This is a genomic window from Amycolatopsis albidoflavus, assembly GCF_039525725.1.
GTDB classification, from domain to species: Bacteria; Actinomycetota; Actinomycetes; order Mycobacteriales; family Pseudonocardiaceae; genus Amycolatopsis; species Amycolatopsis albidoflava.
The window spans coordinates 58,936-82,814 of the sequence record NZ_BAAAHV010000031.1 but is presented as its reverse complement, the minus strand read 5'-3'; the positions used below and the strand labels follow the sequence as shown (position 1 = coordinate 82,814).

Here is a 23,879-nt window from a genome sequence, read left to right as displayed (position 1 = left end):
CCGGCCTCCACCCCCGGGTGGAGGCGCGGGACGGCCCGGCCCGGGCACAGTCGACGCTGTGCCGAACACTTTCGACAACATCCTGATCGGCCTGGTCGTCCTGACCTGGCTGATGTGGCGACAACTCCAAGTCCGCCGCGCCGACCGCCCGCCGGTGGTGCTGCTCGTCATCAGCGCGCTCGGAGCCGCCTCGCTCGGCGTCGCGATCGCCAAGACCACGCCGACCACCGCGGCGATCCTGTTGCTCGTCGGCAGTTTCGTCATCGCCGGTGGCTTCGGCGTAGCCCGCGGCTACACCATGCTGGTCTGGCGGGCCGACGGAACCCTGTGGCGGCAAGGAAATTGGCGAACCGCCGTGCTGTGGCTCATTTCCTTCGGCGTCCACTTAGGACTTGACTTCGCCATCGACGCGGCCAACGAAGCGAAAGGCCTTGGCGGCGCGTCAATCCTGCTTTACCTGGCAGTTTCCCTTGTCGCCCAACGGCTCACCGTCCGCAACCGCGCTCACGACGCCTTGCGCAAGACGTCCAACGCCGCGTAAACCGCCTCCCGTCCCAGCTCCACCGCACGCCGCAGCACCGCCGGATCCCGCTCCAGCACGGAAACATCCGGCGCACCGGCCGGCGGCCGGACGCTCGCCAGCCGCGGATCTTCCCGCAGTTGGCGTTCGTCTTCCAGATCCCGGTGGTACTGCGTGCGCCAAGCGTCGATGGTGCCTGGCGCGTGGCGGCGGAGAAACCGCGGCACGACCACGTCCTGCACGCGCGGCGGCCGCATCGGAGGTTCGTCCTCGCGCCGGGTCCGCAGCACCAGCACGTCTGTCGCGCCCTGCGCCAACGCGGTGCGAAACGGCAGCGGTTCGGCGATCCCCGCGTCCACGAACCGCCGCCCGCCCATCGCGATCGGCGGCCCGGCCAGCACCGGCATGCACGACGACGCCGCGAGCGCCGTTTTGACCCCGTCGACGTCCTCGATGAACGGACGCAGATCGGTCGACTCGCCGGTGTCGGCGTCGGTGGCGAGCGGGTGGAAGCCGACCGGACTCGCCAGAATCGCCGGGAAATCCATCGGTTCGAGCACCGAGTACACCTGGTGCACGAGATAGTCGAGATCGATCACCGAACGGCCGCGCAGGGTGTGCAGCGGGTTGATGATCCGCCGCATGACCGCCGGGTTCCACCAGGTCCGCACGCCGGTCCGCGAGCGTCCGCACACCAGCCACGCCGCGTTGAGCGCACCGGCGGAGGCGCCGTAGACGTCGTCGAAGGCCAGCGTGGCCCCGAGTTCGTCGAGCGCGAGCACCATTCCGCTCGAATACGTGCCGCGGCTGCTGCCGCCCTCCACCGCGAGCGCGAGCCTGCGGCCGTCCGTCCGCCGCCCCGGCACGCTGCCCTCGGCGATGCGCTCGACGAGCAGTTCCATAACCGGATCCACCCCTCCATCTTGATCCTCTTCGCCGCTCCGATCGACCCGTTTTGCCCCCTCCTCGGGTGACCTGGATTGCACTCAGTTGCACTGCACCTAGTTGCATATGACACTGTCCGGCATGGCACTGGAGCACGCGATCCTCGTCTCGCTGTCGGAGCGCTCCGGCTCGGGCTACGAGCTGGCGCGCCGGTTCGAGAAGTCGATCGGGCTGTTCTGGAGCGCCTCCCACCAGCAGATTTACCGCGTGCTGAAGCGGATGGAGGAAGCCGGCCAGGTCGCCGTCGACGTGGTGGCCCAAGACGGCCGGCCGGACAAGAAGGTCTACACCGTCAGCGAGCCGGGCCGCGTCGAACTGCGCCGCTGGCTCGCCGAACCGTCGCCGTCGGCCGGGCCGCAGGAGCTGGCGGTGAAGCTGCGCGGGGCGTCGTTCGGCGACCCCGAAGCGGTCGCCGCCGAGATCACCCGGCACCGCGACGCGCACGCCGAGCGGCTGGAGCTGTACCGGCAGATCGAGAAGCGCGACTTTCCCGCCCCAGACCGGCTCCGCGGCCGTCCGCTGCACCAATACCTCGTGCTGCGCGGCGGAATCCGGGTGGAAGAAGGCCAGGTCGAGTGGCTGGAAGAAATCCTGACCGCGTTGCAGGCCGACGAAAAGGAATCTCACTGATGACCGAGTACCCGAACCTGCTGTCCCCGCTCGATCTCGGCTTCACGACGCTGCGCAACCGCGTCCTGATGGGGTCGATGCACACCGGTCTGGAAGACCGAGCGTCGCGCTTTCCGCAGCTCGCCGAGTACTACGCCGAACGCGCGCGCGGCGGCGTCGGCCTGATCGTCACCGGCGGGTTCGCGCCGAACCGCACCGGCTGGCTGTTGCCGTTGGCCTCGAAGCTGTCCACGCCCGCCGAGGCGAAAACCCACCAGCTGCTCACCAGCGCGGTGCACGCCGAGGGCGGCAAGATCGCGCTGCAGATCCTGCACGCCGGCCGCTACGCCTACCACCCGCTGAGCGTGTCCGCGTCGAGCCGCAAAGCCCCGATCAACCCGTTCCGCCCGCGCGCGCTCACCGCGTACGGCGTGCATCGAACCATTCGCGCGTTCGCCGATTGCGCCGCGCTGGCCCGCGACGCCGGGTACGACGGCGTCGAGATCATGGGTTCCGAGGGCTATCTGATCAACCAGTTCCTCGCCGAACGCACCAACCGGCGCACCGACGCGTGGGGCGGCACCGCGGAGAAGCGTCGCCGGTTCGCGGTCGAGATCGTCCGCCGCACCAGGGAAAAAGTGGGGCCGGACTTCATCATCATCTACCGGCTGTCCATGCTCGACCTCGTCGAAGGCGGGCAGAGCTGGGACGACGTCGTCGCGCTCGCCCGCGACGTCGAGGCGGCCGGGGCCACGATCATCAACACCGGCATCGGCTGGCACGAGGCGCGCGTGCCGACGATCGTCACGTCGGTGCCGCGCGGCGCGTTCACCTGGGTCACCGGCAAGCTGAAGCCGCACGTTTCGGTGCCGGTGGTGACCTCCAACCGGATCAACCTGCCGCACGTCGCGGAACAGGCGCTCGCCGACGGCGACGCGGACCTGGTCTCGATGGCCCGGCCGCTGCTCGCCGACCCGGACTGGATCCGCAAGGCCGAAACCGGCCGCGCGGACGAGATCAACACCTGCATCGCCTGCAACCAGGCCTGCCTCGACCACGCGTTCAGCCGGAAACCGGTGTCCTGCATGGTGAATCCGCGAGCCGGGCACGAAACGACCCTGAACCTGCTGCCGACCCGGAAGGTCAAACGCGTCGCCGTCGTCGGGGCCGGACCGGCCGGGCTCGCCACCGCGACCGCGCTCGGCGAACGCGGCCACGACGTCGAACTGTTCGAGGCCGACGACGAAATCGGCGGCCAGTTCGGGATCGCGCGGCGGATTCCGGGCAAGGAGGAATTCGCCGAGACCATCCGGTACTACACGCGCCGGCTGGAGGTCACCGGAGTGAAGGTGCACCTCGGCACCCGGGTGACCGCCGCGGAGCTGACCGGCTTCGACGAGGTCGTGCTGGCTACCGGCGTCACGCCGCGGGTCCCTTCGCTGCCCGGGATCGACCATCCGAAGGTGCTGTCGTACGTGGACGTCGTGCGGCACGGCAAACCGGTCGGCGAGCGGGTCGCGGTGATCGGCGCGGGCGGCATCGGCGTGGACGTCAGCGAATTCCTCACGCACAGCTCGTCGCCCGCGTTGGATCGCGACGCCTGGATGGCCGAATGGGGCGTCACCGACCCCGCGCTCGCGCCCGGCGGACTCGCGAAGCCGAAGCCGGAACCGTCGCCGCGGCAGGTCTACCTGCTGCAGCGCAAGAAGTCGCCGATCGGGGCCGGGCTCGGCAAGACGTCCGGCTGGGTGCACCGCGCGGCCTTGCGCGCCAAGGGGGTGGAAAAGATCAGCGGCGTTTCCTACGACCGGATCGACGACGCCGGTCTGCACGTCACCGTCGACGGGAAACCGCGGCTGCTGGAAGTCGACACCGTGGTGGTCTGCGCAGGCCAGGAATCCGTGCGGGAGCTCGCGGGCGCGCTCGGCGAGGTGCCGGTGCATCTCGTCGGCGGGGCGGACGAAGCACGGGAACTCGACGCCAAACGGGCCATCGACCAGGGCACCCGGCTGGCCGCCGTCCTGTAGCCGCTTGCGCGCACTGGCAGGATGGCCCCGTGCGAGACGTATGCGTAATCGGGCTCGGGCTCATCGGCGGTTCCCTGCTGCGAGCCGCCGCGGCGAGCGGCAGGACCGTCTGGGGAACCACAGTGTCCGAAGTGGACGCTGACGCGGCGAGCCGCGGCGGCTACGACGTCACCACCGACGCCGAAGCCGCCTTGCAGCGAGCCGCGGCCGCGGACGCGATCGTGGTCATCGCGGTGCCGCTGCCCGCGGTGGAGAACCTGCTGCGGCAGGTCGCGCAACACGCGTCGCACTGCATCCTCACCGACGTGGTCAGCGTGAAGGGCCCGATGCTCGACGCGGTCCGCCGCCGCGCGCCGTACACGCGCTACGTCGGCGGACACCCGATGGCGGGCACGTCGCACTCCGGCTGGCTGGCCGGCAACACGATGCTCTTCCGCGACGCGGCCTGGGTCGTCGGCGTCGAGGAGGAAACCGACCTCACGGCCTGGTCCGAGGTCACCCGGCTCGTGCTGGACGTCGGCGCGCACGCCATCCCGCTGCCCGCCGATTCGCACGACGAGACGGTCGCCCGGATCTCGCACCTGCCGCACCTGTTCGCCGCGATCCTCGCCTCGGTCGGCGCACAGGGCGGCCCGCTCGCGATGACGCTGGCCGCCGGCTCGTTCCGCGACGGCACCCGCGTGGCCGGCTCGTCGCCGGACCTGGTGCGCGCCATGACCGAAGGCAACCGCGACGCCCTGCTCCCGATCGTCGACGACGCACTCGGCCGATTGGGAGCCGCCCGCGGCTCGCTCGCGTCCACCGGCGGCCTCGCCGCGACCATCAACGCAGGTCACGAAGGCGCTCTGGCGTTGGAAGCGGCCCGCGACGCGGCACTGTCCGGCGTTCGCATCGACCTCACCGCCGCCGACGCCCGCGAAGGACTCGTGGCACTCGGCGAACGCGGCGGCCGCATCACCGGACTGGACGGAGCCGTCGCACTCGGCGAAGTCTCTTGACTTGCCTGGAACGCCTGTTGTGTAACGATTGAAGCCTCTCAATCCCAACCCCGGGGAGGCATTCGATGGGCATCAACTTCGACGAGCTCAAGAACAAGGCGACCGAGGCGCTGCGCGAGAACAGCGGCAAGCTCGAGCAGGGTCTCGAGAAGGCGGCAGAATTCGCGAAGTCCAAGGTCAGCGGCCACGATTCGCAGATCGACGGCGGCGTGGACAAGGCAAAGGACCTGCTGGGCAAGGTCACCGGCAAGCACGAAGAGGGCGGCGAGAAGCCCGAAGGCGGCCCGAAACCCGAAGGCGGCCAGGCCGAGGGCGGCCAGCCCGGCGGACAGCAGTAACCCTCCGCCTCCGGGTTGGGCCCGGCTGCGGCCAGGCTCAGGTGCGCCGGTGGTACGGCAGGAACCGGCGCACCAGCCGCAGCGGCGACCGTTCCACCAGGTCCGGCCCGCGTACCGCGTCGAAGGTCGAGCCGAGCTGGTCCACCACCCCGGCGAGGCGCGGGTTGTCCGGCATCGGCACCGAATCCGGGTCCCGCTGCTCGCGGACCGCGGACGCCAGCTCCGCCAGCGCGTCCGTGAGCAGCTCGATGTCCGCGGGCGACGGAGCGGGCGCGCCCTCCCCGATCGTCACGCCGACCTCGGTCACCGCGTCGGTCACGCGCTCCAGGCCAGCGATCACTGGCCACCACGCCACCGCCTGCCGTCCCGCCGGCGACGGCTCCACGATCACCTGCTGAAACGCCGTCCGCAGGTCCGCGAGCGCGCGGTACGCCGCGCGCCGGGCCCGCGACCGGGCGAGCCGCGATTCGCTGGTCGAGTTCAGCACCATCGCGGTGCGGACGTACTTGGCGACCGTGTCGAAACTGTCCGCCAGCCGCCCGCCGACGGTCGGCCGCCGCGAACCCGGCCACAGCAGATAGCCGACGACGAGCACGATCACACAGCCGATCACGGTGTCGACCAGCCGCGCCAGCACGACGGTCCAGCTGCCGGTGTTGGCGAGGTCCATCTGCAGGATGATCAGCGGCGTCACGAAGGTGCCGAGCATCCCGTAATTGCGCACCTTCCCGACCGCGGCCCCGCCGGCGAACACCGCGATCAGTGCCACCAGCACCCAGCCGCGCGCGCCGAAGGCGAGCACCACCGCACCGATCCCGACGCCCGCGACCGTGCCCATCCCGCGCAGCACCGCGCGGCCGAACACCGAGCCGAAGTCCGGTTTCAGCACCACGCCGACGGTGAGCGTGATCCAGTACGACCGCTCGAACGGCACCATCAGCGCCACCACTTCGGCCACCGCGACGCACACCGTGAGCCGAAGTGTCGCCAACCAGGTCAGCGGCCCGGAAAGCCCGCTCGCCCACTCGCGCACGCGACGCAGCAGCGAAACCTTCTTACGGCGTTTGCGGTCATCGAGCTTTCCGATCCTCGCCAGCCCGGCGTACAGCGCGCTGACCACCGCGTCGGCGTTCTCGTCCGCCAGTTCAGGCGCGGGCGGCAGCGGCTGGCTCGCCAGCACGGACGCGGCCACGCGCGTCAGGTAGTCGATGACCTCGTCCGGCGCGCGCTGTCCGGCGTTGACCATCGCGACCGATGCCTCGACCGCGGGCGTCGTCGCGGACAGCCGGTTCAACAGCCGGCGATACGCAGCGTCTCGGCCGGACAGCCAGGAACGCGCGACCAGCAATCGGTCGTACGCCGTGCTCATCGCGGTGGTCAGCTGATGGCGCGCGACCCGCGAAGTCGGTTCGTCTTCGGCCGACAGCATTGCCGCGAGTTCGATGTAGACCTGCGCGACAGCCGTGCGTTCAGGGCTCGTCGCGCGAAGCGTCCAGGTGCCGAGCGCGACCAGCAGACCCCAGCCAGCGCCAGCGCAGAAGAGGCCGAAGAGCACTTCGGTACGTACGCCGGTCGCGTGCTGCGCGGTGCCGAGTACGCAGAAGACGAACATCTGCAGCCCGGCCACCGACGCGTTGCTGCCCGCCGCGCTGATGAGCGCGGAAACCGCCGCCACCACCACGATCGCCGGGATCGACCAGGCGGGCATGCCGCCGGTGAGCAGCCCAAGGAGGTATCCGATCGCTGCGGCGAACGTCGCCCCGCCCAGCCGGCGCGCGCGGTAGCGGTAGGCCCCGGCCGCCTCGGACAGCACCGTCGGCAGCGCTCCGGTGGAGATCAGCGCGCCCACCGCGATGTCGCCAGCCGCGTACGCGACCGCCAGCGGAGTAGCCAGCGCGACCACCGCGCGAGCGACCATGTTCCACGGAATGGGAACAGGTTTGGAACGCAGAAGCTGCGTCAGCCAGTGCGGCGCGGCGAAGTCGGGGCGGCTCACCGCACCATCTTGACCTACCGGGGCTGTCCGGGATTGATTTGTCGCTCGGCCAACAACGTGTTCGAGGAGCTCTCATGGCGGGTCGCAGGTATTCGTTCGAGGTGAACAAGGTGAGCAGCGCGCCGCCACCAGTGCTGTTCCGGCTGGAAAGCGACGGGACGCTGTGGTCGACCTGGGCGCGGCCGCTCGTCTTGCAGTCCCGGTGGTCGGCGCTCGGCGACGACGGCAAGGTCGACGCCGTCCGGGAAGTCGGATTGTGGCCGGTTCTGCTGCGCGAGCGGACTCTCGAATACGTACCGGATCGACGGCACGTCTACACAATCGACGGTTCCAGCCCGATCCACGACTATCGTGCGGAAGTGATGTTCACGCCGAACGCCGACGGCGGCACAGACCTCAGGTGGTCGGGGTCGTTCGCCGAACGGATCCCCGGAACGGGGCCCGTCGCCCTCGCAACGTTGCGCGGAGTGATCGGATTTTTGGCCACGCGGTTGGCCAAAGCGGGCAATCGTGCTGTCTGACGGGGGTGCGTTGCACCACAACGATCAACTCAGACTGGAGTACAGACGTCATCCCCTCGGGTGACCCCGAGGGAAAGGAAGCAGCATGGCGAAGCGATGGCTGGCGGCGGCATTGGCCGGTTTGCTCGCATTGTCGGCGTGCTCCAGCCCCGATTCGAGTCAAGCCCCGGAACAGGCGAACCCCGCCCCGGGGGCGGCGAAGCCGGGTCCGCCGCCCGGGCCGTACCCGTTCGGCACCGTGCAGCAGAAGGCCCCGGCGATCCAGGACGGCAAGGTCGGCGTGGTCCGCCGCATCCAGACCGACAAGCCGTACGTCTTCATCACCATGGACGACGGCGCGGTGAAGGACCCGTCCGCGCAGGGCCTGATCCAGCAGTCCGGCGGGCATCCGGTGCTGTTCCTGAACAACCGGTACGTGAAGGGCCACGAGGCGTACTTCAAGGCGATCCTGGACTCGACCGGCGCGGTGCTCGGCGACCACACGGTGAACCACCCGAACCTCAAGGGCAAACCGCTGGACTTCCAGAAAAAGGAAATCTGCGACGACGCGGACGACTTTCAGAAGTCTCTCGGCGTGCGCCCGAGCCTCTTCCGCCCGCCGTTCGGCAACTACGACCAGAACACCCTGAAGGCCGCCGCGGAGTGCGGGATGCGCGCGTCGGTGCTGTGGACCGCCTCGGTCAACGACGGCGTCGTCCAGTTCCAATCGGGCGACAAGCTCCGTCCCGGCGACATCGTGCTGATGCACTTTCGCAAGACGTTCAAGGAAGACTACGAAGCGTTCATCGCCCAGGCCAAGAAGGACGGCCTGACCCCGGTCCCGCTGGCCGACTTCCTGGGCTGAGCACCTGGCGCACGCTCGTGAGTGCGCACGCCGGTTCTAACCGGCTTCGCCACTCACGAGACCCGCGCCGCGCGGGCGCTTACCTCGTCAATCCTCGTGCGCGGCAATGCCGGCTCTAACCGGCTTCGCGACTCACGAGCCCGCCTGCCGCCGCCTCCGGGAGCTCAGCCAGCCCCGAGGCACACGAACGGCCGCCGCATCGGGTCCACCGCCACCGCTTCCGCCAGGGCCAGCGCGGGTGACGTCCCCTCCGCCAGCCGCCGGTGCAGGTCGGCCATCGTGTCGGCCGCCGCGCGGTCGCCGACTCGGGCCACCGCGCCGATGACCGTCCGCGAACCGCTCGCCAGCAACGTTCCGGCGAAGCCCAGCGCTTCCTCGCCCGGCCGGATGTGGCTCATCGCCAGCTCGCACGCGGCCAGCACCACCCGCTCCGGCGGGTTCGCGAGCCGGGTCGTCTCGTGCGCGAACAGCGGGCCGTCGACCAGCTCCACGCGGGAGAACAGCGCGTTCGCCGGCTCGTGCGCGCCGTGCGCGACCAGGTGGGCCAAGCGGGTTCCGTCCAGCGCGGTCAGGACCGTCGCGCTCGTCGCCTCATCGCCCTCGACCAGCTGCGCGTCCGGATAAACCGAGCGCAGCTTGCTCACCTCGCCGACCGCGCCCGGCACCCCGGGGCCGCCCGCGAGCAGCACTGGACCGTCCTCAGCGGGGCGTTTCGCGGTGATCCACGCGGTCGCCGACGGCGCGATCGACACCGGATGCCCGCGCAGCGACGGCAACGCGCCCCACGGCATCGCATAGAGCTGACCGATCGGGACGATCACCAGCTCGCGATCGTCGAGGGTTTTGACCAGCGACGCGGAAATCAGCGCGTCGAGCTTCTCCGCCCGGCGGCGCGCGGACGCGGACACCGTCTCCGCCATGATCGGCGACAGATGGTCCGGCGCGAGCGCGTCGAGGTCGGCGTGCAGCTGGGTCGCGGTCTCGACGATGTCGTCCAGCGGCCCCAGTTTGAGCAGCCGGAACGTTCCGCGGTCGACGACCAGCGAGTACAGCTGATTGTTGTACGGCACCAAACTCACCAGCACGCGATCGCCGAGCGCGGCGACGACCTCGTCCGGCGTCGCGACCGGACGCGGGCGGCCCCACTGGCTCGTGTACCAGCCGAGCCTGCTCGCCTCGCGCTGCAGCTGGGTGTAGCGCTGCTCGAGCGCCTTCACCGGCTCGCCCTCCAGCCGGGCGCGCTGGATGGTGCGCTGGACGTGCCGCATCTCGTTGATGTGCTTGGCCAGCACCGGATCCTCGATCACCGGCAGCGGTTCGTACCGGTAGACCTGCGCCCGGGTGCGTTCGAGCCACGCGAACATCCGCCGCGCGCCGGCCGCGTTCCGCCGCGCGCGCCGCAGCACGAGCCGCATCGCCAGCCTGCCGAGTTCCTCGCCGTGCACGGCCGTGCCGCACAACAGATCGAGCCCGCCCATCCGGTCGCGGATCGTGCCGAGTTCGCGCAGTCCGGCGCGGGCCTGCGCGAGCGCGGCGCGCGGCCGGTCCTCGGCGACAGCCAATTCCGCCCGGCACAGCCGAAAGAGCATCCGGTGGTCGATCGGTGACGTCGCGCGCGGGGCGGGCACGTGGGTGAGCACGAGCGAGGCTTCGGCGATTTCCTTGCGGCGGATCAGCAATCGCACCGCGAAGAGCCGCGCGACCGCCGCCTCGTCACGCAGCCCGAGCGCGGCCAGCCGCTCCGCGATCGAGACAAGTTCGGCGGGCAACCGCGAGGTAGACCGGCCTTGCCGATCCGACAGCACCTGCTGGGCTTCCGCCCGAAACCGCGCCAGACCGGCGATCTCGGCCCACGTCCGGTTGCCGCGGCGGAGAAATCGGCGGCGCGCGTCCGACGCGGACTTTCGCGCCAACGCGAAATCGCCCTCCAGCAACGCGGCCGCGGCCCGCGCGACCTCGGCTTCCGCGATGTGCTGGCCGGATCCGTTGGCGCGCAACTCCGGCAGCGCCTCGTCGAGGTGCTTGCCCGCCTCATCGGCGAGGCCCGCGGTGAGCAGCGCGCGGGCCTGGTCGAGCCGGATCAGCGGGATCGAACCGGGCGATTCGGTGACGAGGATCCGCGCGGCTTGTTCGTAGCTGGACAGCGCCTGCGGGACGTCGCCGATCAGCTGCGCGTGGTCGCCGAGGTTCTGCCGGATCTTGCCTTCGAGCCGGGTGTGCCCGTTCTCGCGGGCGAAACCGAGCGCGCGCTCGAGGTCGGCTTGCGCGGCGTTCGGCTGGTTCAGCGCCATGTGCACGAGGGCCCGGTTCAGGAGCATGATCACCAGCGTCCGGCGGGAGTCGTCGAACTCCGCCTCGATCCCAGGCATGACGGCGTCGTACACCGAAAGCGATTCGCTGAACCGGCCGCCGCGCATCAGCACCACCGCGCGTTGGCCGGTGACCAATAACCCCAGTTCGCGGACGGCCTGGTTCTCCGGGAGCTGATCGCGAAGCTGCCGCGCGGTCTCCAGGTGCGCGAGACCGGCGTCGGTGGAGGCGACCTCGGCCTCGGCCGCGCCAAGGCTCACCAGCACCCGCACCTGCAGTTCCCGGTGTTCAGGCAGCGGTTCGGCAACGCGCGCCAGCCGCGTGAGCGCGCTGCGGAACAACCGCACCGCGATGCCGGGCCGCTGGTCGGACGCGGCGGCCCGGCCGCGCGCGTACAGATCGGACGCCGCCGCGATCGTTCGATCATGGACGGGCGCGGACACGGACTCTATGGGAGCACACCTCCGCCACTCTCCATAACGCCCGTCCGGGTTTCTCAGAGCACGACGGTCGGCGTGACCACGGTGCGGCGGTGCGCGCCGGCGCCGAGGTGCACGAGGATCTGCGTGGTTCCGCAGGGGACGCGTTCGAGCACGAAGCGGCCGCCCTCGTCGGTGGCCGTCGCGAACGTGCCGTGATCGGCGACCCGCACCTCCACGTCGTACTCGCCCGCGGGCGCGAGCCAGCCGTCGATCCGGTGCACCTTCCCGATTTTGGTCAGGTTGATCATCACCGTCAGGTCGCTGACGGTGAAGGTGATCGTGCCGGTCGCCGTGCTGCGCACGCCAGCCAGTTCGTCGAGCCGCTCCCAGCGCGCGACCTCGACGTCGAGGTTCTCGAGCTCGAGCGCGAACTGGACCCGCTGCACCAGATCGTCCGGCGGCGGGTCCAGCTCGTCGAGAAACCGGCCGATGTCCGCCAGAATGGCCTCGTCGTCCGGAATCGCTTGGCCGTGTCCCGGCCTGCCGATGTTGTCGCTCACCGGGCACCCCCTTCTCCTGCGAGCAGATCGCGCATCGAGTCGAGGCAGCGGCCCCTGGTGGGCCCCACGCTGCCGCGCGGCATCTGCATAGCCTCGGCGACCGCGCGGTATTCGGCGCGGCCGGCGAGGACGGTCAGCCGCAGCAGCTCCTGGCAGCGTGCGGGCAGGCGGAGGAAGGCGCGCCAGACCCGGCGATCCCGGTCGGCGCGGACGGCTTCCTCCTCAGGCGCGGGATGATCGCTTTCGAGCGTCGCGGCGACCTCGTCGGACAGCGGCACGGGCTGGGTGCGCCTGCCGTAGGGACGGGTCGCCTCGCGGCGAGTCGTGGTGATCAGCCAGGCGGCGAGCGCGCGGGGGTCGCGCAGCTTCGCGAGCTGGCTGAACAGAGCGAGCCACACGGTCTGGACCACGTCCTCGGCCAGCTGCCGGTCGAGCCCGTTGGCGCGCGCGACGTGCCAGACGAGCGGCGTCAGCTCGTCGACGAGTTTCGCCATGGCGCGCCGATCGCCGCCCCGCGCCGCTTCCATGCAAGCGGCGTGCAGGTCGGCGCCGGTCAGGCCTTCCCAGGGCGGGTCTACCTCGGTGGTGTGCACGTCGGTCACCGTAGCTGCCTCACTCCGGAGGTGGGCCGACCTGGGCGAGCAAGCCACCGGTCGTGTCGGCACGGCCGGGCCAGTCGCGGGTCGCCTCTCCGGTCGGGTACCGGATCGATCGTGAATTGTGCGCGCTCTTTCAGTGGGTTCGGTGATGCGGATGGTGCACAGGGGCACGGTGTGTGCCCCGTGGGTGGGCTCTTGGTTGAGGAGCGAACAACTGGCTCTGGGATACATCAATCTCTGACTTTTTTTCAGGTGGGTTTTTCTCGGAGCCGGTTGGGGCGGCTTTTGGTGCTCGCTGCTTGGTCTTGCTTCGGTTCCGGTGCTGCTTTGCCGCGGTTTTCGTTGCCGTGCACCCGGCGGATGGCGGCGTTTGTGCAGGTCCGGCGGGTTCTCCCGGGCCTGGCAGCCCGGTCGGCTTCCGCCGGGACCGGCGGGGTGCCGGGACACGACCGGCCGGGCTCCCCCTCCAGCACGGTCGTGTCCCGACAGCTCCGTCGGACCCGATGGGTCCCCCAACGACCCATCGCGCCCCGCCGGCCCGGTTCGGCCGAACGAATTCCTCCCCTGAATCCGCCCTTCCGCACCGGACCGGAAGCCGATTCACCAGCCCCGTCCGTCCGTCTGCCGGATCGATCCCTCCCCCGGATCCACCCGGCCGATACAGTTCAGGTCGCCTTGCGGCCCGGTTCTGGCTGGACGGATTCCTCCCCGAACCCGCCTGACCACAACCGGACCGCAAGCCGACCTGCCAGCCGGACCGGCCCGCCAAGCCCGCCGACCCCGCGAACCCCTCCCCGAGGTCCGCTCAGCCGGACAAGCCGCAAGCCGAGCCGCCAGTCCTGCCGAATTGGCCGCAAGGCGCGCCAGCTGGGCAGATCCCTCCCCGGACCTGCCCAACCACGCCAACCCGCAAGCCAACCCACCCCGACCAACCCGCGAAACCCGCCAGCCGAACCGATCCCTCCCCGGATCCGCCCGACCGCGCCAGCCCGCGGGCCGCGGTCCGTGAGGCCTGGCCGTTCCCGCCGCTCCAGCCCGCTCAGCGGCCGGCTGGGTCCCCTCCGAAACCCGTCCGGCCGGGCCGGGTCCCCCAGACCCGGGCCGAGCGGAGACCGGACCGGCGGGTGGCCAGTCCTTGCGTCACGTCCATCTCGCTTCGCGCCGGCCGCCGGCCTGATCGCCCCCTTGTGCCGATCAGGTCGCCGGTTCAGCGCTGGTGCACGCGGAGCGTGCGGTCGTGCGGGTGCGCACCGGCCAGCGCGGGCTGCTCGCGCGCGCCGACCGGTACTCCCCGCCCCCATGAGGGCCCGCTCCCCTGTCGGGCCCCGCCGGAAGGGAATTCCTCCCCGAACTCCCTCCGGCTGACGACGTCCGGCAACCCCCTCGGCTCCCGGGCGCCGCCCGTCTCGCTATTTGGCAGTGCCGGTGTCGTCGAGCGGCTCGTGGTTGCCGTCCGGCTGCACTCCCCGGTTCGCCCCAGGCGCGGGGCTCGTCTTGACGGGCGGAACGGTGGTTCCCGGCTGCCGCTCGTCCTTCTGATCCGCAGGCATGTGGCCCTCCCTTTCCTTGGTTCGCCCCATAGGACGCATCCAGAGTGCGCCTAGATACACGGAGCGCCAAAGTTTTTGAGGATTTTGTGAGCCTGCCGGTCAGGACGGCCGTGTCACCTCCCCCGGATGCCAACCGTCAGTGACGATCGGTAATCCCTCCGAGAGCGCGGCGGCCCAAGCGCGGTAACCGTCCGGGCCGGGGTGGAAACGGTCAGCGGCGAACATTCCCGGACGGAGCAGTCCCGGAACCAATGGGACGTGCGTGACCCCGGGAAGCCGCGTCAGCTCGCGCGCCGCCCGGTCGAGCGCGACGGACCGCGCGCCCAGCACGTCCCGCAGCGGCCGGGGCAACGACGGGAAACTCGCGAGCGGCGGCACACCCGCGAGGACGACCGGGACGTCGCCGGCCCTCCGCCGCACCTCGACGACGATCGACAGCAGATCCCGCCGGTATCGGGCAGCCGAGTGCAGTTCCAGAGTGTCGTTCACGCCGAGGACGACCACCACCACGTCCGCCGCCCGGACGCGCGGAACCAGCTCGTCGAGCACGACCCGCGCCGACGCGCCGGTGATGCCCAGCGCGTGCCACCGCACCTCGCGGTCTGGGTACGCGCGAGCCAGCCCCGCCGCGAGTTGCCCGGTGAGAGCCTCGGCGTGGGTGAGCGCACCGACGCCGTCCACCGTCGATTCGCCGATGACGGTGAGCCGCAGCGGTCGCCCGGAACCGAGAGCGCCTTCGATCGGCCCGTCGGCTCCGGGGAGCCGCGGAGTCTCCCGACGCACCCGCACAGCCTGTGCGACCAGCACGGGTGCCATCAGGAAGAGGAGAAACAGCCGTAGAACTGCCATGCCTCCGACAGTAACGAGGGCCTACGACAAATCCGGGCCCGCGGAGGGAGTTGTCCACAGGGGAGGTGAGTTGTGGACAACCCTGGGGATAGCTTGGGGAAAGCCGCCGGGAGCAGCATGTCTGCAACTGCCGACAGCACCACCAGCCACAGGCGGCTGCAACCTCGGACGCTCCAGCCGCAGGTGTCAGCAGCAGCAGACAGCCTCGTTACTGAGCGATCGACACTGTCTTCCCCGCCAAAGCGTCGTCTTCGGCCGCGTCCAGCAAGTACCGGGCCACGTTCGCCCGCGAAACCTGGTAGCTCCCCCGCACGTCCCGCCCCACCTCGCTGCGGACCCGCGCCCGCGCCGGTTTGTCCGTCAGCCTCGTCGGACGCACGATCGTCCACCGCACCTCCGGGGCCTCGCGCAGGATCGCCTCCATCCGCCGCAGGTCGGCATATCCGTTGCGCAGCACCGCTCCCAGCAACGGTTTCAGCAACAACCGCGAGAACAGGCTGTCGCCCTCCGCGGGCAGACCGGACGCGCTCACCACCACGAACCGCGTCCGGGACCCGCGCAGGGCGGAAACCACGGAGCGGGTGCCGTCGGAGTTGACCGTCGTCGGCTTGAGATCCGTGGGGCCAAGGGCCAGAACGACCGCGTCACGACCGGTCACGGCGTCGGCCAGGCGAGGGTCGGTCAGGGAGTGAACCGCGACGTCCAATCGGGGATGCGCGGGCACGGTCAACCGCGCGGGGTCGCGGACTACGGCGGTTACGTGCCATCCGCGCGCCAGCGCTTCCCGCACCGCCAGGCCGCCGATCCGGCCGCTCGCGCCTAGGACGGTGATCTTCATGAGAGGCCTCCAACAGGGGTGAGCAAACACTTACCAGCTAGGGTGAGTGAACACTCACCACGCTGAGAAGACCCTCAGGGAGCAAGCATGGGAAGCCGCGAGGACCTCGTCGCCGCAGCAGCGACAGTCATGCGGGAGCGCGGGTACGCACATGCCACGACGAAGGCGATCGCGCAGGCCGCGGGCTACTCGGAAGCCTTGCTGTACAAGCATTTCCGCGACAAGACCGCGCTCTTCCTGGCAGTGCTGAAAGAGGAGCTGCCCGACCTCGTCGCCACAGCGGAAAGGCTCGCCGAAAACCCCGGGAAGGCAGATCTCGCGGACAATCTCGCCGAGCTCACCGCCACCGCGCTGGCCTTCTACTGCGCGAGCTTTCCGATCTCCGTCTCGATCTTCTCCTCGCGCGATCTGCTCCGCACCCACCGGGACAGTCTCGAAAACGGCCCCGACCTGCCGATCCAGCACGTCGCCGGCTACTTCGCCGCCGAGGTCAAGCTAGGCAGGCTGCGCGGCGATCTCGACCCCGAAGCGGCAGCCCGGCTCCTGCTCGGCGCGTGTTTCCAGGAAGCGTTCCTGGCGTCCTTCGAGGAACGAGAGCCGCGCCCGGACCTCGCACACCGCCTGGCCACGACCATCGAGAAGCTCGGCTAGTCGCGGTTCTTCCGCAGCTCGTGCCAGCGGTCGTACAGGTTGTTGACCTCGACCAGCATGAACGCCAGGAAGTCCCGCATCTCGGCCAGCCGTTTCCCGGCGGGGGTGTCCTCGCCGAGGGCGCCGATGCCCTCGGTGGCCGCGTCGCGCCACATGATCAGGAAGCGGTCGCGCTTGAGAAAGGTCGCGTACCAGAGGTCGTCGTAGAGCCGGTAGTGGTCGCGGCGCTCGCCGGGTTCGCGGACCTTCGTCACGAGACCGATCTGGTCCAGATACCGCACCGCGCCGGAGATCGCGGCCGGGCTCACCGACAGCTGCTCCGCGAGCTCAGCGGCCGTCAACTGCCCCGAGTCGGTCGTCATCAACGCCGCGAACACCCGTGCCGACATGCGCTGCATGCCGATCTGAGACATCACCAGCCCCAGGCTCTCGACGTAGCGGCGGACGGCGTCCTCGTCACGTTCTGTCTCAGGCGTCGTCATCCGTCCATCCTCTCCCACGCCTCCCCGGAAGATCACTCGGTCCAGACGTTTTCTTAACTTCACAACTTCGTGAAAAGAGTGTAGCTTCCGAACCATGGGAAACGCCATTGCGATCTCCGGCCTGCACAAAGCATTCGGCCGGGTGAAGGCCCTCGACGGCCTTGATCTTCAGGTTCCCGCTGGGGAAGTGCACGGATTTCTCGGTCCGAACGGCGCCGGGAAGTCCACCACGATCCGAGTGCTGCTCGGACTGCTTCGCGCCGACGCCGGCGAGGTCCGGCTGCTCGGCGGCGACCCGTGGCGCGACGCCGCGAGCCTGCACCACCGGCTCGCCTACGTGCCCGGCGACGTCAACCTCTGGCCCAACCTGTCCGGCGGCGAGGTCATCGACCTCCTCGGCAGGCTGCGCGGCGGCCTCGACCAGAAGCGCCGCGAGGAACTCGTCGAGCGCTTCGACCTCGACCCGCGCAAGAAGGGCCGCACGTACTCGAAGGGCAACCGGCAGAAGGTCGCCATCGTCGCCGCGCTCGCGTCCACTGTGGACCTTCTGCTGCTCGACGAGCCGACCTCGGGCCTCGACCCGTTGATGGAGGCCACCTTCCAGGAAGTTATCCAGGAGGAGCGCGCGCAGGGCCGCACGGTGCTGCTGTCCAGCCACATCCTCGCCGAGGTGGAAGCCTTGTGCGACAAGGTAAGCATCATCCGCAACGGCCGCACCGTCGAGTCCGGCACGCTCGCCGAACTGCGCCACCTCACCCGCACCTCGATCGCCGCGGAGCTGTGCGGACCGCCCAACGGCCTGGCCAAACTCTCCGACGTGCACGACCTCAAGGTCGAGGGCAACCGCGTCCGCTTCGACGTGGAAACCCGCTCGCTCGAGGACGCGCTGCGCCAGATGACCCAGATCGGCGTGCGCAGCCTGGAAAGCAGGCCGCCGACGCTCGAGGAACTCTTCCTGCGCCACTACGCGGACGAACTCGAGGCAGGGAAATGACCGGCACGCTCAACGGCACCGGGCCGCTGATCCGGCTGGCCCTTCGCCGCGACCGGATCATCCTGCCGATCTGGATCGTCCTGCTCAGCCTCATCCCGGTGGCCACGATCAGCAGCTACGACCAGTTCTATCCGACCGCCGCGAGCCGGGCCGGGCTCGTCGCGTCGGCCGCCGCGAACCCGTCGTTCGCGCTGCTCTACGGCCCGGCGTTCAACCTCGGCACGGCAGGCGGGTTCATCGCCTGGCGGATGGGCGGATTCCTGGCGCTGCTGACCGGCCTGATGGCCATCTTCACCCTCACCCGGCACACCCGCGCGGAAGAGGACACCGGCCGCGCCGAACTACTCGCGTCCACTGTGGTCGGTCGATACGCGCCGCTCACCGCCGCGCTCGCGGTGACCGGCGGGGCGAGCGTGCTGATCGGTGTGCTGCAAGCGATCACGTTGGCGTCGAAGGTTCCCGTGGCGGGTTCCGTCGCGCTCGGCGCGAGCACTGCGCTCGCCGGCCTGGTCTTCACCGGCGTCGCCGCGGTGGCCGTACAGCTCGGCGAATACTCGCGCACTGCCAACGGCATCGGCACCGCGGTGCTCGGCGTCGCGTTTCTGTTGCGTGGCGCGGGTGATTCGACCACCGACGCGCATTGGCTGTCCTGGATTTCGCCGCTCGGCTGGGCGCAGCAGATCCGGCCGTTCGCCGAAGAACGGTGGTGGGTACTGATTTTGCCCGTCGCGACCACGCTCGTGCTGTTCGTCGTGGCCTACGTGCTGCTGCCGCGTCGTGACGTCGGCGTCGGCCTGCTTCCGCCGCGGCTCGGACCCAGCGAAGCCGCGCCGTCGCTGCGGTCGCCGTTCTCGCTGGCCTGGCGGCTGCAGCGGGGTCCGTTGCTCGGCTGGCTGGTCGGGCTCGCGGTCGGCGGCGCGCTGTTCGGGACGATCGCGCAGGGCATTTCCGGCCTGGTCGGCGGCACCGAGCAGAGCAGGCAGATCTTCGAACGGCTCGGCGGATCGCACGGACTGGTCGACGCTTTCCTCGCGACGATGGTGAGCCTGTTCGCGATGCTCGCCTCGCTGTACGGCGTGCAGGCGACGCTGCGGATGCGCACCGAAGAAACCGCGATCCGGCTCGAACCGCTGCTGGCCACGCGGGTCGGACGGCTGCGCTGGGCCGCGAGCCACCTCGTGTTCGCGTTCCTCGGCAGCGCGTTGCTGGTGCTCGTCGGGGGTGTGCTGCTCGGGCTGTCGAACGGGCTGCGCAGCGGTGATGTCGGGGGTTCGGTCGGGAACATGGTCGCGGCCGTCGCGGTGCAGGTGCCCGCGGCGTGGGTGATCGTCGCGGTGGCCGCGCTGATCTTCGGGCTGCTGCCGAAGCTGGCGACCGCCGCCTGGGGCGTGGCGGCGCTGGCGCTGCTGATCAGCATGTTCGGGCCGGTCGTCAACGCGCCGCAGGTGCTGCTGGACGTCTCGCCGTTCCAGCATCCGCCGAAGGTGCCCGGCGAGGTGTTCACCGCGCTGCCGCTCGTGGTGCTGCTGGCGGTCTCGGCGGTCGTGCTGGCGGCGGGCCTGGCCGGCTGGCGGCGGCGCGACGTCGGCTGAGTTCAGCGTTCGTCGCGGAAGAACCCGGTGGTCGGGGCCAGCGTGGTCGGCGGGGGTGCCGACGGGCTAGACGGAGCCGGGGTGACCGACACGGTGGCCGTGGTCGTGCGCGGCGCCGGAGCCGGGGGCGCGGGCGGGCGATGGGTCACGGTGACCGGCGGCAGAGGGAGGCCGGTCACCGTGACCGTCACCTGCTGTACGGGCGGCGGGGTGGGCGGCGACGACTCTCCGGCCGGACGCGGAGTGCGACCGGCGACCAGCAGCGCGGCGACGAGCAGGCCGCCAGCGAGCCCGGCGAGACCGGTCACGACGACATAACCCCAGGTGGGAGCGGTGTCCGACATCCGGCACCTCCTCGCCGCACGGTCACTCGGCTACGAGGGTTTCGTCGCGTTGATCATAGGCGTCGTTACGCACTGTGCAACTTGATATATACCGACTCAACTTATATAACACTAACCCTATGAGGGGGATTCTTCGCTCGCCGGACTTCCGGCGGCTCTGGCTCGCCGACGGCCTCAGCCAGGTCGGCAACCGCATCGACTTCCTGGTCATCCCACTGCTCGCCACCACGACGCTCGCCGCGTCGGTGGCCGAGGTTTCGCTGCTGCGGACGCTGAGCACGCTCCCGTACCTGGTGCTCGGGCTGCAGGTGGGCGCGTGGTGCGACCGGATGCGCAACCGGCCGGTGCTGATCACCGCCGACCTCGGGCGCGCGGTGCTCATCGGCTCGGTTCCGGTCGCCGCGCTGTTCGGGTCGCTGACGCTGGCCCAGCTGTACGTCGTCGTGCTGCTGGCCGGCGTGTTCACCGTCTTCTTCAACGTCGCGCACCAGACCTACCTGCCGAACCTCGTCGAGCGCGGCGAGCTGCCGGACGCGAACGCGCGGCTGCAGACGAACCTGTCCGTCGCCGCGATCGCCGGACCCGGCCTCGGCGGGATGATCGTGCAGTTCGTCGGAGGCGCGGGCGCGATGGCGCTCGACGCGTTGACCTACCTGTGGTCCGCGGCGTGGCTGCGCCGCATTCGCACGCCTGATGTGCGGCCCGAGCCCGCTGAGCGGAACCTGCGCCGGGAAATCGGCGAAGGCTTGCAAACGGTGCTGCACAATCCGATCCTGCGCGCGATCACCATCCACAGCGCCGTTTCGAGCCTGTTCCAGTCGATGTTCATGGCGGTCTCGGTGGTGTTCTCGGTCCGCGACCTGCACCTCGAACCATTCATGATCGGATTGGTCAGCACGGTCTCGCTAACCGGAGCACTGCTGGCCAGCCTGGTCGCTCAACGTCTCGGCACCCGCTTCGGTGCGGCGAGGGCGCTGTACATCGGCGGTGCCGTGTACAGCGTTTCGTTCCTGCCCAACGCTTTCGCGACGCCGGGGTGGGGTGTCGCGTGGTACATCGCCGGCGGGATCGCGTCGAGCTTCGGCATCATCGTGCTCGGCGTGTTCGAGACGAGCTTCCGGCAGGCGATCACCCCGCACGAGCTGCTCGGCCGCGTCTCGTCGGTGTCGCAGACGGTCATTTTCGGCGTCGCCCCGCTCGGCAGCCTGCTCGGCGGCTTCATCGCCGAACTCACCACAACCCGGGTCACGCTGTACGTGTCCGGCATCGGAATCCTTGCGGCGTCGGGAATTCTGATCGCTTCGCCGCTTCGCAAGATGCGCGACTTACCGGACTAGCTGCGTGCGCGGTCGAGAAGAATGAGCGGGACGGCAAGCGCGGCGAGAACGGCTCCGATGAGGCTGACCCACGTGAGGGCTTGAGTGAGCACGGCTGCCGCCAAGACGGGCGTCGCGCTGATTCCCAGTTGAAAGGCCGACACCGTGGTTGCCCCGGCGAGCATGGGGGCGTCGGCCGCGATGGCGAAGACCCGGCCGTAGATCGCGGGGTTCACCACGAAAGCGGCGATCCCGAGCAGGAACACTGTGGGAATCACGGCCCACGAGCGGTGGATCGCGAAGACCAGGACGATCGAGAGGACCGCGATCGCGACGGCTCCGCTCAGCAGCGCGGCGTGCGGTCGATGGTCGGAGATTCGTCCGCCGATGGACAGACCGACGAAAGCTCCGACTCCGAAGAGCGCGAGGATCGCGGGAATCCAGACGGTGGGGACACCGGTGATCTCGGCGAGCATGGCCGAGAGGTAGTTGAAGGTGATCATGTACGCCGCGGTGGTCAGGATCGTGATCCCGAAAATGCCCCAGAGCCGCGGTTTGCGAAGCGTAGCCAGCTCTCGCGCCACGCTTGGTCGCGCCGCCTGCCGGTTCGCCGCGGGGATGCCGAGCGAGCAGGCGACGATTCCGGCGAGCGTTAGTGCGACCACGGCCCAGAATCCGCCGCGCCATTGGGTGAAGTGGCTGAGCAAGGTGCCCGCTGGTCCGCCGGCGACCATCGCCACGCTCAGGCCGCTGACCACGACCCCGGAGGCGCGGGCGTTGCGGTCCGGGGTGACCAAGCCGATCGCGGTCACCGAAGCGACAGCGAAGAAACCGGCGTAGGCGACGCCCGAAGCCACCCTGCTGACCAGCAAGACCGGGTAGTCGCCCAGCAGTCCGGCGGCGACGCTGACCGCGAACACTCCTTGCGTGAGCAGCAGCGCGGTGCGCCGGGGCCAGCGCAAGCTGAGCACGGCGAACGGCGGCCCGCCGAGGACGACCCCGAGCGCGAACGCGGTGATGAGAAACCCGGCGGAGGACAGCGAAACTTGGATATCGTCGGCCACTGCAGGCAGTACGCCTGCCAGAAGAAACTCCGCGCTGCCCATCGCGAACAGGCTGAAAGCGAGCAGGTACACGCCGACGGGCAGTCGCGCGGAGTTCCGCGGCTTTTCGACAGTCTCGCTGGTCATGAACGGTTGAACCTCCGTGATCTGGGAGCACCTCTGTGTCCAGCTTCGGAAGGCTCGACCGGAAGCGGCAAGAAACGTTGCCGTTTCCGGGACGCATTGGTTGACTGCGCCGCATGAACGACCACCCCGCCGTCGACGCCGTGCTCGAACAGATCGCGCCCCGGCTGCGGCGTGCTCGGGACGACCGGGGCGTCAGCCTCGCCGAGCTGTCGCGGTCCACCGGCATCTCGACCAGCACGCTGTCCCGGCTGGAATCCGGGCAGCGCAAGCCGAGTCTCGAACTGCTGTTGCCGATCACCGCGGCGCTGGGCATCCCGTTCGACGAGATCGTCGCCGCGCCCCGGATCGTCGACCCGCGCGTGCCTCAGCAGGCCGCCAAGCGGGATGGGCGAGTGCTGATCCCGCTGTCCCGGCATCAGGGAGAACTCCGTGCCTACAAACAGATCATCCCGGCGCGCGACGAAGAGCCTCAGCCGCGCAGCCACGACGGGCACGAGTGGCTCTACGTGCTTCGCGGACGCCTACGCGTACGCCTGAGCGATCACGATTTCATCATGGGGCACGGCGAAGCAGCCGAGTTCGACTGTCACATCCCGCACTGGTTCGGCGCCGCCGGCAAGGGCGACGTCGAAATCCTCAGCCTCTTCAGCAAATCCGGCGAACGCATCCACTTACGCGTCGGCCGTCGCGACTAGACCTTGCGCAGACCGTCGAGCAGTACGCGCACGAGATGCCGGCTGTCCGGCGTAAACCGCTCCACCGCGAGCGCGCCGACGATGAGCGCGCGCAGGTCTTCACCGTCGATGTCGGCGCGTACAGCGCCCACGGCCTGCGCGCGCTCCAGCAGCGCGGTGAGGTTCACGCGAAACCGCTCCGCTGCTTCAGCCTTGTACGCGGAACCGCTTGTCTCACCGAGCGCTTCGCAGATCGCGCGGTTACGCGACGCCTGCTCGATGACGCGCGTGAAGTAGTCGTAGAACGCTTCGCCCGGCACGTCGGAGTCGATCAACTCCTGCGCCTCGACGCCGTACTGCTCCAGCCGCTCCACCACGACCGCCTGGAACAGCGCTTCCTTGCTGGGAAAGTGCCGATAGACGGTGCCCGCGCCGACACCCGCGAGCCGCGCGATGTCGTCGAGCGGCACCGAGAGCCCGTCGACGGCGAAGGCCGCTTCGGCGGCAGCCAGCACGCGGGCGCGGTTCCTCCGCGCGTCCGCGCGGAGCGCAGGCTTCTCCACCGGCCATCTCCTCTGCTCTCAAAGTGGTGCGGTCGTCCGATTCTTCCCCGGAACGATCGCCGCCGCTTCTGACCGTGTCCCAGATCTCCAGGCCGTCGTTGACAACCGGAGTGAGAACTCCGTATCTTCGTAAGCGGGTGCCCCGTT

The 23,879-nt window shown here is 69.9% G+C and carries 24 protein-coding genes; 12 read left to right on the top strand and 12 right to left on the bottom strand.

The genetic code is table 11. The annotated features are described in order from the left end of the window. The first annotated feature begins 58 nt into the window (after positions 1–58). Entirely contained in the window at positions 59–541 is a 483-nt protein-coding gene (locus ABD156_RS44845; RefSeq protein WP_344287805.1) for a hypothetical protein, read from the top strand. On the opposite strand, the gene ABD156_RS44840 is transcribed toward ABD156_RS44845, so the two are convergent. Beyond that, complete coding sequence (locus ABD156_RS44840; RefSeq protein WP_344287803.1) at positions 505–1,434, bottom strand: patatin-like phospholipase family protein; 930 nt, start codon at positions 1,432–1,434, stop codon at positions 505–507. The genes ABD156_RS44845 and ABD156_RS44840 overlap by 37 nt on opposite strands. Before the next feature lie 112 nt (positions 1,435–1,546). Between ABD156_RS44840 and ABD156_RS44835 the strand changes: the two genes are divergently transcribed. The 4 genes from ABD156_RS44835 (at position 1,547) to ABD156_RS44820 (ending at position 5,437) form a co-directional block, all read left to right on the top strand. Next, positions 1,547–2,095 (top strand): PadR family transcriptional regulator, encoded by a 549-nt coding sequence (locus tag ABD156_RS44835; RefSeq protein ID WP_344287801.1) that lies wholly within the window; start codon positions 1,547–1,549, stop codon positions 2,093–2,095. Then, on the top strand, positions 2,095–4,101 hold the full coding sequence (locus ABD156_RS44830) for an oxidoreductase (protein WP_344287799.1): 2,007 nt from the start codon (positions 2,095–2,097) through the stop codon (positions 4,099–4,101). Before ABD156_RS44835 ends, ABD156_RS44830 begins: the two co-directional genes overlap by 1 nt. A gap of 29 nt (positions 4,102–4,130) precedes the next feature. Further along, on the top strand, positions 4,131–5,099 hold the full coding sequence (locus tag ABD156_RS44825; protein WP_344287797.1) for a prephenate dehydrogenase: 969 nt from the start codon (positions 4,131–4,133) through the stop codon (positions 5,097–5,099). A 65-nt stretch (positions 5,100–5,164) separates the two neighbouring features. After that, positions 5,165–5,437, top strand: a complete 273-nt coding sequence (locus tag ABD156_RS44820; RefSeq protein WP_344287796.1) for an antitoxin — start codon at positions 5,165–5,167, stop codon at positions 5,435–5,437. 37 nt (positions 5,438–5,474) lie between these two features. On the opposite strand, the gene ABD156_RS44815 is transcribed toward ABD156_RS44820, so the two are convergent. Continuing rightward, positions 5,475–7,433 (bottom strand): FUSC family protein, encoded by a 1,959-nt coding sequence (locus ABD156_RS44815; RefSeq protein WP_344287794.1) that lies wholly within the window; start codon positions 7,431–7,433, stop codon positions 5,475–5,477. A gap of 74 nt (positions 7,434–7,507) precedes the next feature. Between ABD156_RS44815 and ABD156_RS44810 the strand changes: the two genes are divergently transcribed. Further along, positions 7,508–7,954: an SRPBCC family protein gene (locus ABD156_RS44810; RefSeq protein WP_344287792.1), complete on the top strand. Its 447-nt coding sequence runs from the start codon at positions 7,508–7,510 to the stop codon at positions 7,952–7,954. An 85-nt stretch (positions 7,955–8,039) separates the two neighbouring features. Then, positions 8,040–8,798 carry a polysaccharide deacetylase family protein gene (locus ABD156_RS44805; protein ID WP_344287790.1) on the top strand — a complete coding sequence of 253 codons (759 nt, stop codon included), beginning with the start codon at positions 8,040–8,042 and terminating at the stop codon, positions 8,796–8,798. 164 nt (positions 8,799–8,962) lie between these two features. On the opposite strand, the gene ABD156_RS44800 is transcribed toward ABD156_RS44805, so the two are convergent. The 6 genes from ABD156_RS44800 to ABD156_RS44775 all read right to left on the bottom strand — a co-directional run bounded on the left by ABD156_RS44800 (position 8,963) and on the right by ABD156_RS44775 (position 15,926). Further along, entirely contained in the window at positions 8,963–11,551 is a 2,589-nt protein-coding gene (locus ABD156_RS44800; RefSeq protein WP_344287788.1) for a CHAT domain-containing protein, read from the bottom strand. 53 nt (positions 11,552–11,604) lie between these two features. Then, positions 11,605–12,090, bottom strand: coding sequence for a carboxypeptidase regulatory-like domain-containing protein (locus ABD156_RS44795; protein WP_344287786.1), 486 nt, complete (start codon positions 12,088–12,090; stop codon positions 11,605–11,607). Then, entirely contained in the window at positions 12,087–12,692 is a 606-nt protein-coding gene (locus tag ABD156_RS44790; protein WP_344287784.1) for an RNA polymerase sigma factor, read from the bottom strand. The genes ABD156_RS44795 and ABD156_RS44790 overlap by 4 nt, the downstream gene beginning before the upstream one ends. Positions 12,693–14,098: 1,406 nt before the next feature. Beyond that, positions 14,099–14,239, bottom strand: coding sequence for a hypothetical protein (locus ABD156_RS44785; protein WP_158242475.1), 141 nt, complete (start codon positions 14,237–14,239; stop codon positions 14,099–14,101). 99 nt (positions 14,240–14,338) lie between these two features. Next, a complete protein-coding gene (locus ABD156_RS44780; protein ID WP_344287782.1) occupies positions 14,339–15,088 on the bottom strand; it encodes an SGNH/GDSL hydrolase family protein in 750 nt (249 codons plus the stop codon). 208 nt (positions 15,089–15,296) lie between these two features. Beyond that, entirely contained in the window at positions 15,297–15,926 is a 630-nt protein-coding gene (locus ABD156_RS44775; protein ID WP_344287780.1) for an NAD(P)-dependent oxidoreductase, read from the bottom strand. Positions 15,927–16,013: 87 nt separating this feature from the next. On the opposite strand from ABD156_RS44775, the gene ABD156_RS44770 reads away from it, so the two are divergent. Further along, the gene (locus ABD156_RS44770) at positions 16,014–16,577 is read left to right on the top strand and encodes a TetR/AcrR family transcriptional regulator (protein WP_344287778.1); all 564 of its coding nucleotides are present in this window, start codon (positions 16,014–16,016) and stop codon (positions 16,575–16,577) included. On the opposite strand, the gene ABD156_RS44765 is transcribed toward ABD156_RS44770, so the two are convergent. Next, positions 16,574–17,059, bottom strand: coding sequence for a GbsR/MarR family transcriptional regulator (locus tag ABD156_RS44765; RefSeq protein ID WP_344287776.1), 486 nt, complete (start codon positions 17,057–17,059; stop codon positions 16,574–16,576). The two genes, ABD156_RS44770 and ABD156_RS44765, sit on opposite strands and share 4 nt — an antisense overlap. A gap of 94 nt (positions 17,060–17,153) precedes the next feature. On the opposite strand from ABD156_RS44765, the gene ABD156_RS44760 reads away from it, so the two are divergent. Continuing rightward, a complete protein-coding gene (locus ABD156_RS44760; RefSeq protein ID WP_344287774.1) occupies positions 17,154–18,053 on the top strand; it encodes an ABC transporter ATP-binding protein in 900 nt (299 codons plus the stop codon). Next, on the top strand, positions 18,050–19,645 hold the full coding sequence (locus ABD156_RS44755) for an ABC transporter permease (RefSeq protein WP_344287772.1): 1,596 nt from the start codon (positions 18,050–18,052) through the stop codon (positions 19,643–19,645). Before ABD156_RS44760 ends, ABD156_RS44755 begins: the two co-directional genes overlap by 4 nt. A gap of 2 nt (positions 19,646–19,647) precedes the next feature. Here the strand turns inward: ABD156_RS44755 and ABD156_RS44750 are convergent, their stop codons facing one another. After that, complete coding sequence (locus ABD156_RS44750) at positions 19,648–19,989, bottom strand: hypothetical protein (RefSeq protein WP_344287770.1); 342 nt, start codon at positions 19,987–19,989, stop codon at positions 19,648–19,650. A gap of 119 nt (positions 19,990–20,108) precedes the next feature. Here ABD156_RS44750 and ABD156_RS44745 point away from each other — a divergent pair, with 119 nt between their 5' ends. Continuing rightward, complete coding sequence (locus ABD156_RS44745) at positions 20,109–21,326, top strand: MFS transporter (RefSeq protein WP_344287768.1); 1,218 nt, start codon at positions 20,109–20,111, stop codon at positions 21,324–21,326. Here ABD156_RS44745 and ABD156_RS44740 read toward each other — a convergent pair. Continuing rightward, the gene (locus ABD156_RS44740; RefSeq protein WP_344287766.1) at positions 21,323–22,495 is read right to left on the bottom strand and encodes an MFS transporter; all 1,173 of its coding nucleotides are present in this window, start codon (positions 22,493–22,495) and stop codon (positions 21,323–21,325) included. The two genes, ABD156_RS44745 and ABD156_RS44740, sit on opposite strands and share 4 nt — an antisense overlap. A gap of 113 nt (positions 22,496–22,608) precedes the next feature. Between ABD156_RS44740 and ABD156_RS44735 the strand changes: the two genes are divergently transcribed. Beyond that, positions 22,609–23,190: a helix-turn-helix domain-containing protein gene (locus tag ABD156_RS44735; RefSeq protein ID WP_344287764.1), complete on the top strand. Its 582-nt coding sequence runs from the start codon at positions 22,609–22,611 to the stop codon at positions 23,188–23,190. Here the strand turns inward: ABD156_RS44735 and ABD156_RS44730 are convergent. Continuing rightward, entirely contained in the window at positions 23,187–23,732 is a 546-nt protein-coding gene (locus tag ABD156_RS44730) for a TetR/AcrR family transcriptional regulator (protein ID WP_344287762.1), read from the bottom strand. The genes ABD156_RS44735 and ABD156_RS44730 overlap by 4 nt on opposite strands. Positions 23,733–23,879 lie beyond the last annotated feature (147 nt).

What these genes read in the sequence shown, in the direction of transcription:
- ABD156_RS44780 (WP_344287782.1), bottom strand. Translation starts at nt 15,088, where the DNA reads ATGGCAGTTCTACGGCTGTTTCTCCTCTTCCTGATGGCACCCGTGCTG.
- ABD156_RS44770 (WP_344287778.1), top strand. Translation starts at nt 16,014, where the DNA reads ATGGGAAGCCGCGAGGACCTCGTCGCCGCAGCAGCGACAGTCATGCGG.
- ABD156_RS44810 (WP_344287792.1), top strand. Translation starts at nt 7,508, where the DNA reads ATGGCGGGTCGCAGGTATTCGTTCGAGGTGAACAAGGTGAGCAGCGCG.
- ABD156_RS44785 (WP_158242475.1), bottom strand. Translation starts at nt 14,239, where the DNA reads ATGCCTGCGGATCAGAAGGACGAGCGGCAGCCGGGAACCACCGTTCCG.
- ABD156_RS44820 (WP_344287796.1), top strand. Translation starts at nt 5,165, where the DNA reads ATGGGCATCAACTTCGACGAGCTCAAGAACAAGGCGACCGAGGCGCTG.
- ABD156_RS44765 (WP_344287776.1), bottom strand. Translation starts at nt 17,059, where the DNA reads ATGACGACGCCTGAGACAGAACGTGACGAGGACGCCGTCCGCCGCTAC.
- ABD156_RS44740 (WP_344287766.1), bottom strand. Translation starts at nt 22,495, where the DNA reads ATGACCAGCGAGACTGTCGAAAAGCCGCGGAACTCCGCGCGACTGCCC.
- ABD156_RS44835 (WP_344287801.1), top strand. Translation starts at nt 1,547, where the DNA reads ATGGCACTGGAGCACGCGATCCTCGTCTCGCTGTCGGAGCGCTCCGGC.
- ABD156_RS44775 (WP_344287780.1), bottom strand. Translation starts at nt 15,926, where the DNA reads ATGAAGATCACCGTCCTAGGCGCGAGCGGCCGGATCGGCGGCCTGGCG.
- ABD156_RS44755 (WP_344287772.1), top strand. Translation starts at nt 18,050, where the DNA reads ATGACCGGCACGCTCAACGGCACCGGGCCGCTGATCCGGCTGGCCCTT.
- ABD156_RS44805 (WP_344287790.1), top strand. Translation starts at nt 8,040, where the DNA reads ATGGCGAAGCGATGGCTGGCGGCGGCATTGGCCGGTTTGCTCGCATTG.
- ABD156_RS44745 (WP_344287768.1), top strand. Translation starts at nt 20,109, where the DNA reads ATGAGGGGGATTCTTCGCTCGCCGGACTTCCGGCGGCTCTGGCTCGCC.
- ABD156_RS44760 (WP_344287774.1), top strand. Translation starts at nt 17,154, where the DNA reads ATGGGAAACGCCATTGCGATCTCCGGCCTGCACAAAGCATTCGGCCGG.
- ABD156_RS44830 (WP_344287799.1), top strand. Translation starts at nt 2,095, where the DNA reads ATGACCGAGTACCCGAACCTGCTGTCCCCGCTCGATCTCGGCTTCACG.
- ABD156_RS44735 (WP_344287764.1), top strand. Translation starts at nt 22,609, where the DNA reads ATGAACGACCACCCCGCCGTCGACGCCGTGCTCGAACAGATCGCGCCC.
- ABD156_RS44750 (WP_344287770.1), bottom strand. Translation starts at nt 19,989, where the DNA reads ATGTCGGACACCGCTCCCACCTGGGGTTATGTCGTCGTGACCGGTCTC.